The organism is Streptomyces sp. LS-MS-L19, assembly GCF_058382285.1.
In genome coordinates, this window is sequence record NZ_JBYCLL010000001.1 from 5,492,607 (window position 1) to 5,509,269 (window position 16,663).

Below are 16,663 nucleotides of genomic sequence, written 5' to 3' on the forward strand. Positions count from 1 at the left end.
ACAGTCTTGTCGTGTCCGGATGGTCCACGGGGTCGCCCTACGGGCTCGGCGCCGAGGCGTTCGCCGACGGGGTGCGCACGGGCCGGGACGCCACGACCGCGTCCGGGCAGGGGCCGTACCGACGCGCCGGTGAGATACCGGAGTTCGACGTACGCACGGTCCTCGGCCGCAAGGGCACCCGGGCCATGGACCGGGCCACCGCCATCGCCGTCGCCACCACGGGCATGCTCCTGGAGACCGCCGGCGGCGGCCTCGCCGAGGACCGGCCCGACGACATCGGCATGGTGCTCGGCACCGGTCACGGCAGCGTGCAGAGCATCATGGACTTCACCCGTGACTCCCTCACCGGGGAGAAGCCCTTCCACGTGGACCCGGCCCGCTTCCCCAACACGGTGATGAACCGGGCGGCCGGACAGAGCGCCATCTGGCACACGCTGCGCGGCCCCAACGCCACGGTGGCCGGCGGCGCGCTGACCGGACTGCTGGCCCTCAACTACGCGTCACGACTGCTGCGGCAGGGCCACTGCGAGGCCGTGCTGTGCGGCGCCGTCGAGGAGTACTCGGCCGACCGCGCCTGGCTGGAGTACCGCGGCAGGCAGGACGCGGCCCGGCGCTCGGCGGGACCGCTCGGCGAGGGCTGCGCGCTGTTCCTCCTCGAACCGCGCAGCCGTGCCGAGTCGTACGGGCGCAGCCCGCTGGCCACCCTGCTCGGCAGCCGCTTCCTCGGGTTCCCGGAGCCGGAGGGCGCCCAGCAGGCCGTCGTACGGGCCGTCACCGAGGCGCTCAAGGAGGCCGGCGTGGAGCCCGAGGACGTCTCGCTGATCCTGCCGAGCGACACCGGCGGCGCCCTCGGCGGACGCGAGGAGGCCGCCCTCAACGAGGTGTTCGGCCCGCACCGGCCCCGTCGGCTGCGCCTGCGCCGGCTCATCGGCGACGCCTCCGCCGCGTCCGCCGCCTTCCAACTGGCCGCCGCGCTCTGCGTCACCGGCCCCGGCGAGGTGGCCCTGGTCACCTCCGTCGACCCGGACGGCCAGGTGGGCTGCACGCTGCTGCGGGTCTGAACCCCGTGCTGCCGTCCGCCCGCCGCCGCGCCTACCGCACCCGTCGCCTGCTCGCCCAGGCCCTGTACGCCGCACCAGCCGCCCCAGCCCGACGCATCCTCGAACGGAAGACGACCATGACCGAGACCACAGTCAGCAGCGACGCCACCGCCACCCACACCCTCGACAAGGAGGAACTGCGCGTCCTGGTCGCGGAGATCCTCGACCTGGACGCCGCGGAGGTCACCGACGAGGCCCACTTCGTCGACGACCTCGACGTGGACTCGCTGATGGCCCTGGAGATCACCGTGCGCCTGGAGCGGGAGTACGCGGTGAAGATGGCCGAGTCCGAACTCGTCGCCATCACGTCCCTCCAGGGCACCTACGAGCTGCTCGACAGCAAGCTGAAGCAGAAGGGCAAGGCCGCGTGAGCGGCGCCAGCGCGCTCGGCGCGGACGGCCTGGAGCTGCTGCGCAACGAGCCGTCCGGCGCCACCACCGCCTTCGTCGCCGAGCCGGACGACCCGGTGCTCATCGGCCACTACCCGGGCTTCCCGGTGCAGCCGGGCGTGTACCTGGTCGAGGCCGCCGACCGCACCGCCCGGCTGTGGGCGGACGGCGCCGGTCTCGGCGCGGGCCTCGAACTGGTCGCCATGGACCGCTGCCGCTTCCGCCGGCCGGTCTTCCCCGGCGACCGGGTGTCCACCGCAGTGACGGTCGACGTCAGCGAGGAGGGCGGGCTGCTGACCGCCAAGGCGTCCGCGCTCACCGTGTCCGGAGCCGTCGCCGACATCAGACTGCGCTACCGCCGCACCCTCGCGGCGACGGCACCGACGCCTGAAGGAGAGGCCCAGTGACAGCGTCCGCACCCGAGGCGGTACGTCCCGGGACCGCCGGGACCGGCGGGTTCCACGGGATCCACCGGATCAAGAACACCATCCCGCACCGCGTCCCCATCCTGCTGGTCGACCGGGTCGGCGAGGTCGTGCCCGGCGCGCGCATGACGACGTACAAGGCGATCTCCGGCAACGAGCCGTGCTATGCGGAGCTCGGGCAGCACGCGGCGCCCGCGGACTACGCGTATCCGACCGCCTTCGTCATCGAGTCGTGGGCGCAGTCCGCCGTGCTCCTGTCCACCTGGGAGCAGCCCAACCCGGACGTGCTCGCCGGCAAGGTCGAACTGGCCGGTGCCATCAACGACGTGGTCCTCGACGGCCAGGCGTACCCGGGGGAGGTCCTCGAACACTCCGTACGCCTGCTCAAGCAGGCCGGGGACACCGCGATCCTCGCCGGGGAGACCCATGTCGGCGGCCGCCGGCTGCTGAGCGTCGGCGCGTTCGTCGTCGCCCTGAAGGACGTCACCGAACTGCTGCCCGCGCCCGCGGGCATGCCCGTGTGAGAGGGGGGCATCACCATGACTGCTGAGACTTCTCGGGCCACCGAGGCCATCAAGGCCACCGAGGCCGCCGGGACCGGTGCGGCGAAGGTCGCTCTGGTCACCGGCGGTTCGCGCGGGATCGGCCGCGCCGTCGTGAACCGGCTCGCGAGCGACGGCTACGACATCGCGTTCTGCTACCGCTCCGACGAGTCCGCCGCCGACCTGGTGGCGAAGGAGGTCGCGGCGCAGGGCCGCAGGGTGTTCGCCCGCAAGGTGGACGTCGCCGACCGCGAGCAGGTCAAGGCGTTCGTCACGAGCGTCGAGGACGAGTTCGGGCCGGTCACCGCCGCGGTCACCTCGGCCGGGATCACCCGCGACAACCCGCTGGTGCTGATGCCGGACGACGACTGGGACACGGTGATACGGACCAACCTGGACGGCACGTACCACATCTGCCGTTCGGTGATCTTCCCGATGATCAAACGGCGCGGCGGCGCGCTGGTCACCCTGTCGTCCGTCGCCGGGGTCGCGGGCAACGCCGCACAGACCAACTACGCGGCCTCCAAGGCCGGCATCATCGGCTTCACCCGCTCCCTCGCCAAGGAAGGCGGCCGGTACGCCATCCGCGCCAACACGGTCGCCCCGGGCTTCATCGACACCGACATGACGTCGGTCCTGCCGGAGAAGGTCACCAAGGAGATGCTCGGGCGGATCCCGCTGGGCCGCTTCGGCACGGCGGACGACGTCGCCGCGCTCGTCTCCTTCCTCGTCTCCGACCAGGCCTCCTACGTCACCGGACAGGTGTTCCAGGTGGACGGCGGCATCGCGCTGTGAGCACCGGGAGGCGCAAGCGGGTGACGCCGCGGTTCTACTTCTCGCTGCGCAGCCCGTACTCCTGGCTCGCCTACCGCGAACTCGTCGACGAGCACCCGGACCTGGCCGCGCGCACGGAATGGATCCCGTTCTGCGAGCCGGACGAGCTGAGCCGCACGATGCTGGAGGAGGCGGGCGGGGAGTTCCCCTACGCCGTGATGTCGGCGGCCAAGCACCGCTACATCCTCCAGGACGTACGGCGTCTCGCCGCCGCGCGCGGACTGAGCTTCCGGTGGCCCGTCGACCGGGACCCGGTCTGGGAGGTGCCGCACCTCGGGTACCTCGCCGCCCGGCGGCACGGCAAGGGCGCGGAGTTCGTCGCGCTCGCCGCGCGGGCCCGCTGGGAGGAGGGCCGGGACATCTGCGACCCGGCCACCATCGGCTCCTTCGGACCGGAACTCGGCATGGACAGCGCCGAGTTGGCGGGCGCGTCCGATGATCCCCGGCTGCGCCAGGAGGGGCTCGAGGCGCTGCTCGCGGTGCACCGCGACGGGGTCTTCGGGGTGCCGTTCTTCACCGTCCACTACGACAAGTTCTGGGGCGTCGACCGGCTGCGGGACTTCGTGGCGGCGGCTGCCGCCCGCGAGGCCCTGGAAACCGACCGCCTCCGCGAGGCCCTGGAAGTCGGGGACGCCGACCGCTCCCGCGAGGCCCTGGAAGTCGGGGACGCCGACCGCCCCCGCGAGAACGCAAGGCTCCCGCACGGCCCGTCGTTCGACGACGGCCATGCGGGCGGCTGCGGCTGACACCGGGCGCCGGGGTCACCCGGCGCCACGGGCCCTCGCACGGCCGGTACCCCCCTTCCGGCCTGCCGGGGACCCACCCCGCAGCCACCAGGCCGCCGTCCGGCACCTCCCCCCTGCCGTACGGCGGCCTCCTGCGTCGGGGCCGTCGGCCGCCGGTGGTCTCCCGAGGGCCCGCGCCCGCGCGGCCGTCTCCCGAAGACCTCCGCCCGCCCGACGGCTTTCCGAGGGCTCCCGCCCGCGCGGCCGTCTCCCGAAGACCTCCGCCCGCCCGGCCTCCTCCCGAAGACTCCCGCCCGCGCGGCCGTCTCCCGAAGACCTCCGCCCGCCCGGCCTCCTCCCGAAGACTCCCGCCCGCCCCCCGCCTCCCCAAGCCCCCCGCCCGCCCCCCTCCCACCCGGACTCCCACAGGACGGAACGCCATGACCGCCACCGGTGCACCAGCCGTCGCCAACGCCGCCGACTTCGACGTCATGCGGCGCACCGCGCACTCCGCCGCCGTCGCCTTCACCGTCGCCGAGGCCGCCGCGGATCCCACTGTCGCCGGCCACTACCCGGGCCTTCCGGTGCTGCCCGGCCTCTACCTCGTCGAGGCGGTCGACCGGGCCGTCCAGGAGTGGGCGGGGCCCACCCGCGAGGTCGGTCTGGCCGCCCTGGACCGGTGCCGCTTCCGCCACCCCGTGCACCCCGGCGACCGGGTGTTCGCCGCTGCCGAGATCACCGAGACACCGGAAGGCCTCCAGGTCGAAGGCAAGGTGACCACCAACCGTGGCCGCGTGGCCGATCTGCGGCTGCGGTACCGGATCGCGGCCGGGCCCGCATTTATAGGGCCGGGATAGCCGTACCGGCGAGGGTGGGCCCACCAGCCGGCTTCGAACAAAGAGGGAGTGGCACGTGATCTGCTTCGACGGATACGTGAGCGGATTCCGGCGCCGGGTCGCGGAGCATCCGGACCGGACCGCCGTCCGGTTCGTCTCCGCGGACGCCGCCGGCGACGAGCTGCTCAGTTACGCCCAACTGGACGACGCCGCCCGCTCGGTGGCCCAGTGGCTCGCCGCCCGCACCGCCCCCGGCCAACGCGTGCTGCTCGCCTTCCATCCCGGCACCGGATTCATCCGGGCCTTCCTCGGGTCCCTGTACGCGGGAGTGATCCCGGTCCCCGTACCGGCGCAGGGCGGGCACAGCAGACAGCAGGCGCGCATCCACGGCATCGAGGCCGACAGCGGCGCGAGCCTGATCCTCGACGACGCGACGCTCGAACAGGCCGTGGCCACCGACGTGCTGGGCTGGACACCGCCCGCCGTACTGCCGCGGCTGCCGGCCTTCATCCAGTACACCTCCGGCTCGACCAGTGAGCCCAAGGGGGTGGTGGTCTCCCACGCGGCCCTGGTCCACAACATCGAGCTGATGCGCACCAGTCACGGCTGGCACGGCGGGCAGACCTGGTGCAGCTGGCTGCCCGCCTACCACGACATGGGGCTCATCGCGATGATGCTCACGCCCCTCTACCTCGGCGGCACCGCGGTCCTGATGCCGCCCACCGACTTCCTCAAGCGGCCCGTCTCCTGGCTGCGGCTGATCGACCGGACCGGCGCCGCCATCAGCTGTGCCCCGAACTTCGCGTACGACCTGTGCGCGCGGCGGCTGACCGACGAGCAGGTCGCCGGACTCGACCTGTCCCGCTGGACGCACGCCTGCAACGGCGCCGAACCGGTCGACGCCGCGACCCTGGCCCGCTTCGCCGCCCGTTTCGCGCCGGCCGGGCTGCGCCCCGAGGCCCTGCTGCCCGGCTACGGACTGGCCGAGTCGACGCTGTTCGTGACCGGCACCCGGGTGGAGACACCCCCGGTGGTCACCGCTGTGGACGCCGCCGCACTCGCCGCCGGACACCTCACCGGGCCCGGCGCGGGCGCGGCCGTACAGCAGCTGGTGAGCAGCGGCGTCGTGCGCGGCCTGGAGGTGCGGATCGTCGACCCGGCGACGGCCCGGGTGCTCCCGGACGGGGAGATCGGCGAGATCTGGATCCGCGGCGAGAGCGTCGCGCAGGGCTACTGGGGCCGCGAGGAGGAGACCCGGCGCACCTTCGGCGCCACCGCGGCCGGGCTCGGCGGCGGCTTCCTGCGCACCGGCGACCTCGGCGCCCTCCTCGGCGGCGAGCTGTACGTCACCGGACGGATCAAGGAAATGATCATCGTGCACGGACGGAACATCTACCCGCACGACATCGAGCGGGAGATCGGCACCCTGGAGGAGGAGTTCGGGAATCTTCCGGCCGCCGCCTTCGCGGTCCCGCAGGGCCCCCACGAGGAGATCGTCGTCACCCAGGAAGTACGGGCGGGCCGCCGGGGCGAGGACGAACTGGGGCATCTGGCGGCCAGCGCGCGGGTCCGGCTGGGCCGGCGTCTCGGGGTCAGGGTCGGCGCCGTGGCCCTGGTGCGGGTCGGCGAGGTGCGGCGCACCACCAGCGGCAAGATCCAGCGCACCCTCATGCGGGAGCTCTACCTCCAGGACGCGCTGGCGCACGCCGGTGCGCCCCGGACCCGGAAGGCGGACAGCCGGTGACCACCGCGGCCACGACAGCGACCACGGCACCCGAGTGGTCCCCCTACGGGCTCACCGAGGAGCTGGAGGGCCGGCTCGGCGATCCGCACGACGCGGCCCTGGCGTTCTCCTTCGCCCGGCTCGGCGCGCTGGACCGGGCGGAGGCCTTCCCGGCCGAGGTGTGCCGGCAGCTCGACGGGCTCGGCCTGCCGAAGTGGTTCGTGCCCGCCCACCTGGGCGGTGAACTGCGCTCCAGCGAGGAGCTGTTGCAGATCATCCGCACCCTGGGCCGCCGCGACTTCACCGTCGCGCTCGCGCACACCAAAACATATCTGGGCGCGGTCTCGGTCTGGGTGGGCGGCACCCCTGAGCAGGCGGCCTGGCTGGCCGGGCGGGTCAGGGACGGCGCGGTGGTCTCCCTCGCGCTCACCGAGCAGGCGCACGGCAGCGACCTGCTGGCCGGTGAACTGACCGCCGAACGCACCCACTTGGGCGGCTACCGGCTCGACGGCGAGAAGTGGCTGATCAACAACGCCACCCGGGCCGACCTGGTGACCGTCCTCGCCCGCACCGACCCGGCCGGCGGCGCCCGCGGCTTCAGCCTCTTCCTCGTCGACAAGTCGCGGCTGGACGAGGGGAGTTGGCGCCCGGTACCGGCCCTGCCCACCCATGGGGTGCGTGGTGCCGACATCAGCGGCATCGCCTTCACGGGCGCCGAGATCCCCGCCGCGGCGCTGATCGGCGCCGAGGGCGCGGGCCTTGAGATCATCCTCAAGGGCTTCCAGATCACCCGCACGCTCTGCTCCGCGATGACGCTCGGCATGGCCGGACAGGCCCTGGGCATCGCGGTCGGCTTCGCCGAGCGGCACGAGCTGTACGGGCGACGGCTCGCGGATCTCCCGCAGGCCGGCCGCACCCTCGCCGAGGCCTACGCCGACCTGCTCGCCGTCGAGGCCGTCAGCCTGGTCGCGACCCGCGGCATCCACACCCTCACCGGGGAACAGAGCGCCGTGTCGGCCATCGTGAAGTACCTGGTCCCGACGGTCGGCGACCAGCTGATCGCCGGTCTGAGACAGGTCCTCGGAGCGCGCGCCATGCTCGTCGCCGACCACGCCGAGGGCACGTTCCAGAAGATCGAACGCGACCACGGCATCGTCGGCATCTTCGACGGCAGCACCGTCGTCAACCTCAACTACCTCATCAACCAGTTCCCGGTCCTCGTGCGCGGCTGGCGCGGCGGCCACACCGACCCGGCGGGCGTCGCGGCCTCCGCCCGGCTCGACGCACCGCCCCCCGCGCTCGACCCGGACGCCCTGACCCTGTACGCCCGGTCCGGTTGCAGTGTCGTACAGGCGCTGCCGGCCGCCGTAGCGCGCATCCGTGAGCGGGAACCGGACAGCGCCGTCGCCGCGCAGGCCGGGCGGCTGCTCGTGCTGGCCGGGGAACTGCACGACGAACTCGCCGCCCACCGGCCCTCGGCCCGGGACGTGCCCGAACGCGCCTTCGCGCTCGCCCGCGAGTACACGCTGCTGTACGCGGCCTCGGCCGCCCTGCACCTGTGGCTGGAGAACCCCGCCGGACGCTGGTCCGACCGCGGCTGGCTGGAGGCCGTACTCACCCGGCTGCTGCGGCAGTTGAGCGGCGAACCCGATCTCGACGACGTGGACGGTCCGGCCCTGGACCGACTGCTGCCGACGCTGCGCCGACAGCACCGTGAAGGACTGCTGTTCTCGCTGCTGCACTGCGAACTGGCCGAGGCCGCGGGCCGTCCGGCCCAGGAGGGGTCATGAGCGAGACGATCACATACGCGGCCGGGCGGACGCCCGCGCCGACCGCCGCCGACCCGGACCACCGGGTGCGCGCCGCCGCCCTCGAACGCCTCGTCGGACCGGCCGGTGACCCCGAGAACCCGCTGGGCACCGCCGCGGTGCTCGCCGCGGACGAGCGCGCCGAACTGTCCGCCGAGGGCGAGCGGCTGCTCACCGGACACGGCCTCAACGCCGAGTTCGTGCCGCGCGCCCTGGGCGGCCGCTTCACGCAGGCCGACGGGCTCGCGCACCTCATGCGCACCGTCTTCCGGCGCGACTGCTCCCTCGGCATCGGCTACGGCGTCACCAGCTTCATCGCCGGGCTGCCCGTCTGGGCGTCGGGCTCCGCCGCACAGCAGCGGCGGGCCGCCGACCTGCTGCTCTCGGGCGGCCGTATCGTCGCCGCGTACACCGAACTCGCCCACGGCAGCGACTTCTCCCGCGTCGGCCTCACCGCCACCCCCGTACCCGAGGGGCTGCGGCTGCGGGGCGGCAAGCAGCTCGTCAACAACGTCTCGCGGGCCGAGGCCGCCGTGGTGTTCGCCCGCACCAGCGACGAACCGGGCAGCCGCAGCCACTCCCACCTCCTGGTCGACCTCGACCGGCTGCCCGCCGGGGCGGTGCGCCGTGACGTCCGCTACCCGACGTCGGGCGTCCGCGGCTGCCTGCTCGGCGGCATCGAGTTCGACGACTGCCCGGTGCCCGCCGACTCCGTGCTCGGCGCACCCGGCGACGCCATGGAGACCGTGCTGCGCGTCTTCCAGGTGACCCGCAGCGTGCTGCCCGGCATGGTCGTCGGCGTCGGCGACACCCAGTTGCGGGCCGTCCTCGGCTTCGGGCTGGAGCGCCGCCTGTACGGCCGACCCGTCGCCGAACTGCCGTACCCGCGCGCCACGTTGGTGGGTGCCTTCGCCGACCTGCTGGTGAGCGACGCCCTGGCCACGGTCGGCGCCCGCTCGCTGCACCTGCTGCCGGGCGAGACCAGCGTGCAGTCCGCCGCCGTGAAGTACCTGGTGCCCAAGCTGCTCCAGGAGTCCTCGTACCGGCTCGCGGTGCTGCTCGGTGCCCGCAGCCACGTGCGCACCGGCCCGTACGCCGTCTTCCAGAAGGCCGCCCGCGACCTGCCCGTGGTGTCCCTCGCGCACGCGGGCGGCGCCGTCTGCCAGGCCACGATCGTGCCGCAGCTGTCGCGGCTCGCGGACTGCGGCTGGTTCCGGGCCGGTGCCGCGGCCCCCGCCGCGCTGTTCCGCCCCGGCGACCCGCTGCCGCCCCTGGACCTCGCACGGCTGGAACTCAACTCGCGCGGCCAGGACACCCTCAGCAGCGCCGTCACCGACGCCGAGTACGACGACCCCCGGGTCGACGCCCTGGCCCGTCTGTTCGCCGGCGAACTGCGGGGCATCGCGCGCCGCGCCGCCGAACTGCGGCCCCGGGACCGCACGGTGCTCGCCTCGCGCCGCGGGTTCCTGCTCGCCGACCGGTACGCGCACGTGCTCGCCGCCGCCGCGTGCCTCGGCGTGTGGCGGCATGGCACCGGCCCGCACCGCGATCCGGCCTGGGTGATCTGCGCCCTGCACCGGCTCGCCGACCGTCTCGGCCTGAAGCCGGGGCCGCCGCCCCGGGACGCGGCCGAGGAGCTCCACTCGGAGCTGCTCCACCGGCACGCAGAGCACCTCACCTTCGACCTCGTCCGCGCCCCGCTCGCCTGAGCGGGCCGCCGTCCCACGGGAGTTCAGCCATGTCCATCGCGTCCACCGGGCCCACCGCACCCGACACCCACCCCGCCGCCGACATCCGCGGCTGGCTCGTCGAGCGGATCGCCTTCTACCTGGAGTGCCCCCGCGAGGAGATCGACGAGGGCGCGCCGCTGGTCGACATCGGCCTCGACTCGGTCTACGCGCTCACCCTGTGCGGTGACGTCGAGGACCACTTCGGGCTCCTCGTCGAACCGACCATGGCCTGGGACCACCCGACCGTCGACGCGATCACCGCCCACCTCACGGAAGAGCTGGCCAGGCGGTGACCACCGCACTCCCGCTCTCCGAGGGCCAGAAGGCCATGTGGTTTCTGCACCGGCTCGCTCCCGGCAGCGCCGCGTACAACGTGGTCCTCGGGGTGCGCGTGCACAGCCCGCTCGACCCGGAGACCCTGCGCCGTGCCGTGGCCGCCCTCGCCGGCCGCCATGAACTGCTGAGCTCGGTGTACGAGGAGGAGGACGGGCAGCCGGTACGCCGGCCCGCGCCCGGCCTGCCCGTGCCGTTCGAGGTGCGCGAGGTGCCCGGCGGCACCGACGAGGAGCTGACCGCGCTGGCCCGCGAGGCCGGCGCCCGGCCCTTCGCGCTGTCCGGCGCCTGGCCGTTCCGGGTGGTGCTGCTGCGCCGCGGGCCCGCGGACGCGGCCCTCGTGGTGGCCGCCCACCACATCGCGAGCGACGCCACCAGCCAGTGGCTGATGCTGCGCGACCTCCTCGACGCGTACGCCGCCGACGGCGCGCCGCTGCCCCCGGTCACCGTCCCGTACAGCCGGTACGTCGACCAGGAACGGGCGCTTGCCGGCAGCCCCGCCCGCGCCCGCGCCGAGCAGTACTGGGCCGGGCTCGGCCAGGGCACCACCGCCGCGACCCTCACCCCCGACCGGCCCGCCGACGGCCCCGCGGCACTGCGCGGCACGACCTACGTCCACCCGCTCGCCCCGGCTCTCGCCGCCCGGCTGCCCGACGCGGCCGCGCACGCCCGGGTGACGCCCTTCGCGCTGCTGCTCGGTGCCTTCCAGGCCGCCGTGCACCGCTGCACCGGGCTCGACGACTTCCTCATCGGCTGCCCCGCCTCCAGCAGGATCGGCAAGGGCACCGCCGACATGGTCGGCTATCTCGTCAACTCCCTCGCGCTGCGGGCCCGGTTCGCCGCGGACACCACCATCGGCGACACCGTGAGCGAGGCCCACCTGGGCCTGCTCGCCGGCCTCGCCCGCCTGCGGCACCCCGTCCCCGTCCCCCGGTTCGCCATGGCCGTGACACTCCTCGCGACCGACCGGCTGCCGGTCCCCGGACTGGTCGGCGCGGCGGAACCGGCCACGTACGGGGGACTGCGGCTGTCGCTCCTCGACCTTCCGCACATGGAGGGCCAGTTCGACTTCAACGTCGAACTGCGCAGCGGCGCGGACGGGTTGACGGTCGTCCTGCGCTACGCCGACGAACTGTTCGACCCAGAGACCGTCGAGCGGTTCGCCGCGGTCTACACCCGCATGATCGAGGCCGCGGTGGACGAGCCCACGGCGGTCGTCCCGCGCATTCCACTGACCACGGGCGACCAGCTCGCGGAACTGCTGAGCCTGGGTGACGCCCAGTACGACGACTGGTGAGCGCGGCACCCCCCCACCCCCTGTGGCCTCGGAATATAGGCCGCTTATGAGAAGGCGCTGCCAACGTGAGCCCACCACCCCTACTGACGAGGTCATCAACATGAATCAGGCAACCGGGGCCGGCCGACGGCCGTTGGTCGAACGGGTCACCCACTGGAGTGTCCGAAATCGGAAACGGGCAGCCTTCGGCTGGCTGGGTCTGGTTGTCCTCATCATCGCGATCGGTGCGGGCCTGGGTTCCACCAGCCTCGACGAGCACGCGCCGGGTGAGACGGGCCGTGCCCAGAAGATGCTGGACGACGCGGCCGTGTTCTCACCGCCGCAGGAGAACGTGCTCATCGAGGCCAGGGCGGGCGACCCCGCCTACGCCGACAACCCCCGGATGCAGCAGGCCGCCAAGGACGTCGCGCAGGCGCTGCGCGGACTCGGCAAGGACGAGACCGGCGCCAACTGGGCCTCGGACGTCGTCGCGCCGACCGACAGCGCAGAGGCGGCCGAGAAGCTGGTCTCCGAGGACGGGCGTTCGCTGCTCGTCCGGTTCTCCGTGACCGGCTACTCGATGGAGCCGATGGAGAAGGCCGTCGCCGAACAGGCGAAGGAGCACCCGGCCGTGGGCATCACGCAGACCGGCAAGGTCAGCGTCAGCCAGGCGATCGACAAGATCCAGGACGACGACTTCCTCCGCGCCGAGCTGCTGTCCATCCCGCTCACCGTGGTGATCCTGGCCGTCGTCTTCGGCTCGCTCGTCTCGGCCGGCCTGCCGGTCCTGATCTCGCTGGTCTCCGTCGTGGCCGCCATGGGCTTCCTGACGTTCTTCGGCAAGTGGATCGCGATCGGCGACTCCACCCCCTCGGTGGTGCTCCTGATCGGCATGGCCGTGGGCGTCGACTACTCGCTGTTCTACCTGCGCCGGGCCCGCGAGGAGCGGGCCGCCGGACACGACAACGACACCGCCCTCATCATCGCGGGCCGCACCTCCGGCAAGGCGGTCGTGGTCTCCGGCCTCACCGTCATGGTCGCGCTCGCCGGTCTCTTCTTCACCGGCATCGAGACCTTCACCGGCATGACCGTCGGCACCATCGCGGTCGTCGGCATCGCCATGCTCGGCGCGATCACCGCGCTGCCCGCCCTGCTGTCCTGGCTCGGCGAGCGCGTCGACCGCTGGAAGGTGCCGTGGCTCGGCGCCCGCCGCACCGTGGTCAAGGACTCCCGGGTGTGGGGCGCCGTCGTGCGCCAGGTCGTCAAGGCCCCCGTCGTCTGGGCCGCCGTCGGCGCGCTGGCCCTGGCCCTGCTCGCCGTACCCGCGCTCGGCCTGAAGCTGTCCGACCCGGACCTCAAGCACCGACTGCCCACCGACGTACCGGCGTTGCAGGCCCTCGAGCGGGTGGAGAAGGCGTTCCCGGTGGACACGCAGCCCGCCGAGGTCGTGGTGCGCGGCACGGACCTGGACGGGGCGGCGGTCAAGTCCGCGATCGGCACGCTCAAGGAGCAGGTCGCCGACAGCGGCGGCAAGCTGAAGGAGCCCGTCGAGGCCAGCCTGATCCCCGGCGGCAAGCTCATGGTGGTGCGGGTGCCGCTGGCCGGTGACGGCAAGAACGCCGAGTCCGTGGCCGCCCTGAAGGAACTGCGCGACAAGGCACTGCCCGCCTCCCTCGGCGAGGTCGACGGCCTGGAGTACGCGGTCGCCGGCGACACGGCCAAGCAGGAGGACTTCAACTCGGCGCTGGACAGCAGCGCCCCCTGGGTCTTCGGCTTCGTGATCCTGCTCGCGTTCGTGCTGCTCGCGGCCGCCTTCCGGTCGCTGGTGATCCCGATCGTGTCGATCGTCCTCAACCTGCTGTCGATCGGCGCGTCCTACGGCGTCCTGACCCTGGTCTTCCAGGACGGGCACCTGTCCTCGCTGCTCGACTTCCGCTCGTACGGCGCGGTGGTCAGCTGGCTGCCGCTGTTCATGTTCGTCACCCTCTTCGGGCTGAGCATGGACTACCACGTGTTCATCCTCAGCCGGGTGCGCGAGTACCGGGGCCGGGGCCTGTCCACCAAGCAGGCCGTGGTGGAGGGCATCACCAAGAGCGCGGGCGTCGTCACCAGCGCCGCCGCCGTGATGGTCGCGGTGTTCTCGGTCTTCGCCACGCTCTCCGCCATCGACTTCAAGATGGTGGGCGTCGGACTCGCGACGGCCGTGCTCATCGACGCCACGATCGTGCGCGGAGTGCTGCTGCCGGCCGCGCTCAGCATGTTCGGCGACGCCACCTGGGCGATGCCGCGCGCCCTGCGCTGGCTGCCGGGCGTCAGCCTGGAGGGCAGCGACGACGAGCCCGCTCCCGTGCCCGTGGCCCCGGACGCGGTCACCGCGCCGGACCTGACGCAGCCCGAGCAGGTGCCCGCGGGACCGGGGTCCCGCACCCGCTGACGGCAGGAACAGGGAGCCGGGGCACGCCGCGACGGGCGTGCCCCGGCTCCCTTTTGCGTGCCCGTGGCCGGTCCGCGCCGTATAGGGGCTGTATAGGGGTCCCGCACAGAATTCGAAGGTCAGGTCGAAGGAACTCCGACAGTGCCTGCCACGAAGGGACAATCGTGCCCGAGAAACCGTACTCAGGAATTCTGTCGACCATCGGGAACACCCCGCTGGTCCACATGGAAAACCTGCTGCCCGGCTTCGGGTCCAAGGTCTACGCCAAGGTCGAGCGATTCAACCCGGGCGGCAGCATCAAGGACCGGTCGGCGCTGAGGATGCTCGTCGACGCAGTGCGCAGCGGCGAACTCAGGCCGGGCGAGTCCGTGGTCGTCGAGTCCAGTTCCGGCAATCTCGCTGTCGGACTCGCGCAGGTCTGCCGCTACTTCGGACTCCGCTTCATCTGCGTGGTCGACGGCAAGACCACCGGCCAGAACCTCGCCGTCCTCAACGCCTTCGGCGCCGAGGTCGAGGTCATCACCGAGCGCGACACGGCCACCGGCGAGTACCTGCCGGCCCGGCTGCGCAGGGTGCGCGAACTGGTCGCGAGCACCGCCAACGCGTTCTGGCCCAACCAGTACGCCAACCCCCTCAACCCGCGCGCGCACGAGGTCACCATGCGGGAGATAGCCCGTGCCCTGGACGGCCGGGTCGACTACCTCTTCGCCTCGGTCTCGACCTTCGGCACCCTCAAGGGCTGCGCCGACCACATCCACGACGAAGGCCTCGACACCACGGTCGTCGCCGTCGACGCCCTGGGCAGCGCGATCTTCGGACTCGAATCGACGGCACGGCTCATCCCCGGGCACGGCGCCTCCGTGGTACCGCCGCTGATGGACCCCCAGGCCGCCGACGACGTCGTCCACATCTCCGACCTCGAATGCGTCGCCGCCTGCCGCCGGCTCGTCGCCCGCGAGGCGATCCTGGCCGGCGGCTCGTCCGGGGCGACGGTCGCGGCCCTGCGGAAATACGCGGACCGCATTCCGGACGGGTCGAACTGCGTGCTCATTTTCCCGGACGGCGGCGACCGCTACCTCGACACCATCTACTGCGACGAATGGGTGCGCCGGAATTTCGGTGAGGTCTCCCATCTCTGGAAGGACTGAATTCCCGTGATCGTCATCCGGCATGCCGATGTCGAGAGCATTCTCGACGGCCGCGAGGCGGACAACATCCGCACCGTCACCGAGGCCTACCGGCTGCATGCCCTGGGACAGACCGCGGTCCCGCACTCCGTCTTCCTGCGCTTCCCCGGGCCCGGCCACGACCGTGACCGCATCATCGGCCTGCCGGCCTACCGGGGCGGCGACCGCCCGGTGGCCGGCATGAAGTGGATCTCGTCGTTCCCGGCGAACATCGAGTCGGGACTCCAGCGCGCCAGCGCCGCGATCCTGCTCAACTCGCTGGCCACGGGCCATCCCGAGGCGCTGGTCGAGGCCTCGGTGATCTCCGCCCGGCGCACCGCGGCCAGTGCCGCGCTCGCCGCCGAGCTGCTGACCCGCGACGGACGCCCGACGGGTGTCGCGCTGATCGGCTGCGGAGTCATCAACCACGAGATCCTGCGCCATCTGCGGGCGGTGCTGCCGGAGTTGACCGAGGTCACGCTGTACGACCGGGCGCGACCCCGCGCCGAGGAGTTCGCCGGCCGGCTCGCCGTGGACGCGCCCGGGCTGCGGATCGCGTACGCCGACTCGCTCGACGAGGCCCTCGGCGCGCACCCGCTGATCTCCTTCGCGACCACGGCGGGTGTGCCGCACACCGGCCTCGACGCGGTGCGGCCGGGCTCCCTGGTGCTGCACGTCTCGCTGCGCGACCTGCACCCAGAGGCGCTGCTCGGCGCCCACAACATCGTCGACGACGCCGACCACGTGTGCCGCGAGCGCACCTCGCCGCACCTGGCGGAGCAGCTCACCGGCAACCGCGACTTCATCGACGCGTCGATCGGCCAACTGCTCACCGGTGAACGCGAGTTCGTGCGCGTCCCGGGCCGGACGACGGTCTTCTCGCCGTTCGGGCTCGGGGTGCTCGACCTGGCCCTCGCCGCCTCCGTGCACGACGCGGCGGCCGCCAAGGGCCTCGGGGTCCGCGTCGACGGCTTCCTGCCCCCGCCCGCCGCCTGAGCACGCGCACCCATCCCGTGCGCGTCCCGCACCGCCCGCACCACCCCAGCCCCACCAACCGCCACGGGCGTCCGCCCGACCACCCTTCCAAGGAGCAGACATGGCGACCGAGCTGACCGACGACCGCACCTACCGCGTCGTCCGCAACGACGAGGACCAGTACTCGATCTGGTGGGCCGAGCGCGACCTGCCCGCCGGCTGGAGCGCCGAGGGCACCGAGGGCACGCGCGAGGAGTGCCTCGCCCGGATCGCCGAGGTCTGGACGGACATGCGCCCGCGCAGCCTGCGCGAGCGCATGGAGGCCGCCGACGCGGCCTGACCGCCACCCGCCCCCCCAGCCCCACCC

General features: G+C 73.1%; 16 protein-coding genes. All 16 read left to right on the plus strand.

Annotated elements, in window-relative coordinates; translation table 11 throughout:
• Positions 1 to 11: 11 nt before the first annotated feature.
• The 16 genes from AC2XR2_RS24635 to AC2XR2_RS24710 all read left to right on the plus strand — a co-directional run bounded on the left by AC2XR2_RS24635 (position 12) and on the right by AC2XR2_RS24710 (position 16,636).
• Complete coding sequence (locus AC2XR2_RS24635; protein ID WP_381299133.1) at positions 12 to 1,061, plus strand: beta-ketoacyl synthase N-terminal-like domain-containing protein; 1,050 nt, start codon at positions 12 to 14, stop codon at positions 1,059 to 1,061.
• A gap of 116 nt (positions 1,062 to 1,177) precedes the next feature.
• Positions 1,178 to 1,471: an acyl carrier protein gene (locus AC2XR2_RS24640; RefSeq protein WP_330265421.1), complete on the plus strand. Its 294-nt coding sequence runs from the start codon at positions 1,178 to 1,180 to the stop codon at positions 1,469 to 1,471.
• Entirely contained in the window at positions 1,468 to 1,896 is a 429-nt protein-coding gene (locus tag AC2XR2_RS24645) for a 3-hydroxyacyl-ACP dehydratase FabZ family protein (protein ID WP_381299134.1), read from the plus strand. Before AC2XR2_RS24640 ends, AC2XR2_RS24645 begins: the two co-directional genes overlap by 4 nt.
• The gene (locus AC2XR2_RS24650; protein WP_491516323.1) at positions 1,893 to 2,438 is read left to right on the plus strand and encodes a 3-hydroxyacyl-ACP dehydratase FabZ family protein; all 546 of its coding nucleotides are present in this window, start codon (positions 1,893 to 1,895) and stop codon (positions 2,436 to 2,438) included. Before AC2XR2_RS24645 ends, AC2XR2_RS24650 begins: the two co-directional genes overlap by 4 nt.
• Positions 2,439 to 2,453: 15 nt before the next feature.
• Positions 2,454 to 3,251 (plus strand): 3-oxoacyl-[acyl-carrier-protein] reductase, encoded by a 798-nt coding sequence (gene fabG / locus AC2XR2_RS24655; RefSeq protein WP_491516324.1) that lies wholly within the window; start codon positions 2,454 to 2,456, stop codon positions 3,249 to 3,251.
• The gene (locus tag AC2XR2_RS24660; protein WP_491516325.1) at positions 3,248 to 4,036 is read left to right on the plus strand and encodes a 2-hydroxychromene-2-carboxylate isomerase; all 789 of its coding nucleotides are present in this window, start codon (positions 3,248 to 3,250) and stop codon (positions 4,034 to 4,036) included. The genes fabG and AC2XR2_RS24660 overlap by 4 nt, the downstream gene beginning before the upstream one ends.
• 419 nt (positions 4,037 to 4,455) lie before the next feature.
• Positions 4,456 to 4,872: an ApeI family dehydratase gene (locus tag AC2XR2_RS24665; protein WP_491516326.1), complete on the plus strand. Its 417-nt coding sequence runs from the start codon at positions 4,456 to 4,458 to the stop codon at positions 4,870 to 4,872.
• A 55-nt stretch (positions 4,873 to 4,927) separates the two neighbouring features.
• Positions 4,928 to 6,595, plus strand: a complete 1,668-nt coding sequence (locus AC2XR2_RS24670) for a fatty acyl-AMP ligase (protein ID WP_491516327.1) — start codon at positions 4,928 to 4,930, stop codon at positions 6,593 to 6,595.
• A complete protein-coding gene (locus AC2XR2_RS24675) occupies positions 6,592 to 8,364 on the plus strand; it encodes an acyl-CoA dehydrogenase family protein (protein ID WP_491516328.1) in 1,773 nt (590 codons plus the stop codon). Before AC2XR2_RS24670 ends, AC2XR2_RS24675 begins: the two co-directional genes overlap by 4 nt.
• On the plus strand, positions 8,361 to 10,091 hold the full coding sequence (locus AC2XR2_RS24680) for an acyl-CoA dehydrogenase family protein (RefSeq protein WP_491516329.1): 1,731 nt from the start codon (positions 8,361 to 8,363) through the stop codon (positions 10,089 to 10,091). The genes AC2XR2_RS24675 and AC2XR2_RS24680 overlap by 4 nt, the downstream gene beginning before the upstream one ends.
• A 29-nt stretch (positions 10,092 to 10,120) precedes the next feature.
• On the plus strand, positions 10,121 to 10,405 hold the full coding sequence (locus tag AC2XR2_RS24685) for an acyl carrier protein (protein ID WP_330265412.1): 285 nt from the start codon (positions 10,121 to 10,123) through the stop codon (positions 10,403 to 10,405).
• On the plus strand, positions 10,402 to 11,742 hold the full coding sequence (locus AC2XR2_RS24690; RefSeq protein ID WP_491516330.1) for a condensation domain-containing protein: 1,341 nt from the start codon (positions 10,402 to 10,404) through the stop codon (positions 11,740 to 11,742). Before AC2XR2_RS24685 ends, AC2XR2_RS24690 begins: the two co-directional genes overlap by 4 nt.
• A 100-nt stretch (positions 11,743 to 11,842) precedes the next feature.
• On the plus strand, positions 11,843 to 14,155 hold the full coding sequence (locus AC2XR2_RS24695) for an MMPL family transporter (RefSeq protein WP_491516331.1): 2,313 nt from the start codon (positions 11,843 to 11,845) through the stop codon (positions 14,153 to 14,155).
• 164 nt (positions 14,156 to 14,319) lie between these two features.
• On the plus strand, positions 14,320 to 15,303 hold the full coding sequence (gene sbnA, locus AC2XR2_RS24700) for a 2,3-diaminopropionate biosynthesis protein SbnA (protein ID WP_381300559.1): 984 nt from the start codon (positions 14,320 to 14,322) through the stop codon (positions 15,301 to 15,303).
• 6 nt (positions 15,304 to 15,309) lie between these two features.
• Positions 15,310 to 16,317: a 2,3-diaminopropionate biosynthesis protein SbnB gene (gene sbnB / locus AC2XR2_RS24705; RefSeq protein ID WP_381300557.1), complete on the plus strand. Its 1,008-nt coding sequence runs from the start codon at positions 15,310 to 15,312 to the stop codon at positions 16,315 to 16,317.
• Positions 16,318 to 16,417: 100 nt separating this feature from the next.
• Positions 16,418 to 16,636 (plus strand): MbtH family protein, encoded by a 219-nt coding sequence (locus tag AC2XR2_RS24710; RefSeq protein ID WP_381300556.1) that lies wholly within the window; start codon positions 16,418 to 16,420, stop codon positions 16,634 to 16,636.
• Positions 16,637 to 16,663: the final 27 nt, after the last annotated feature.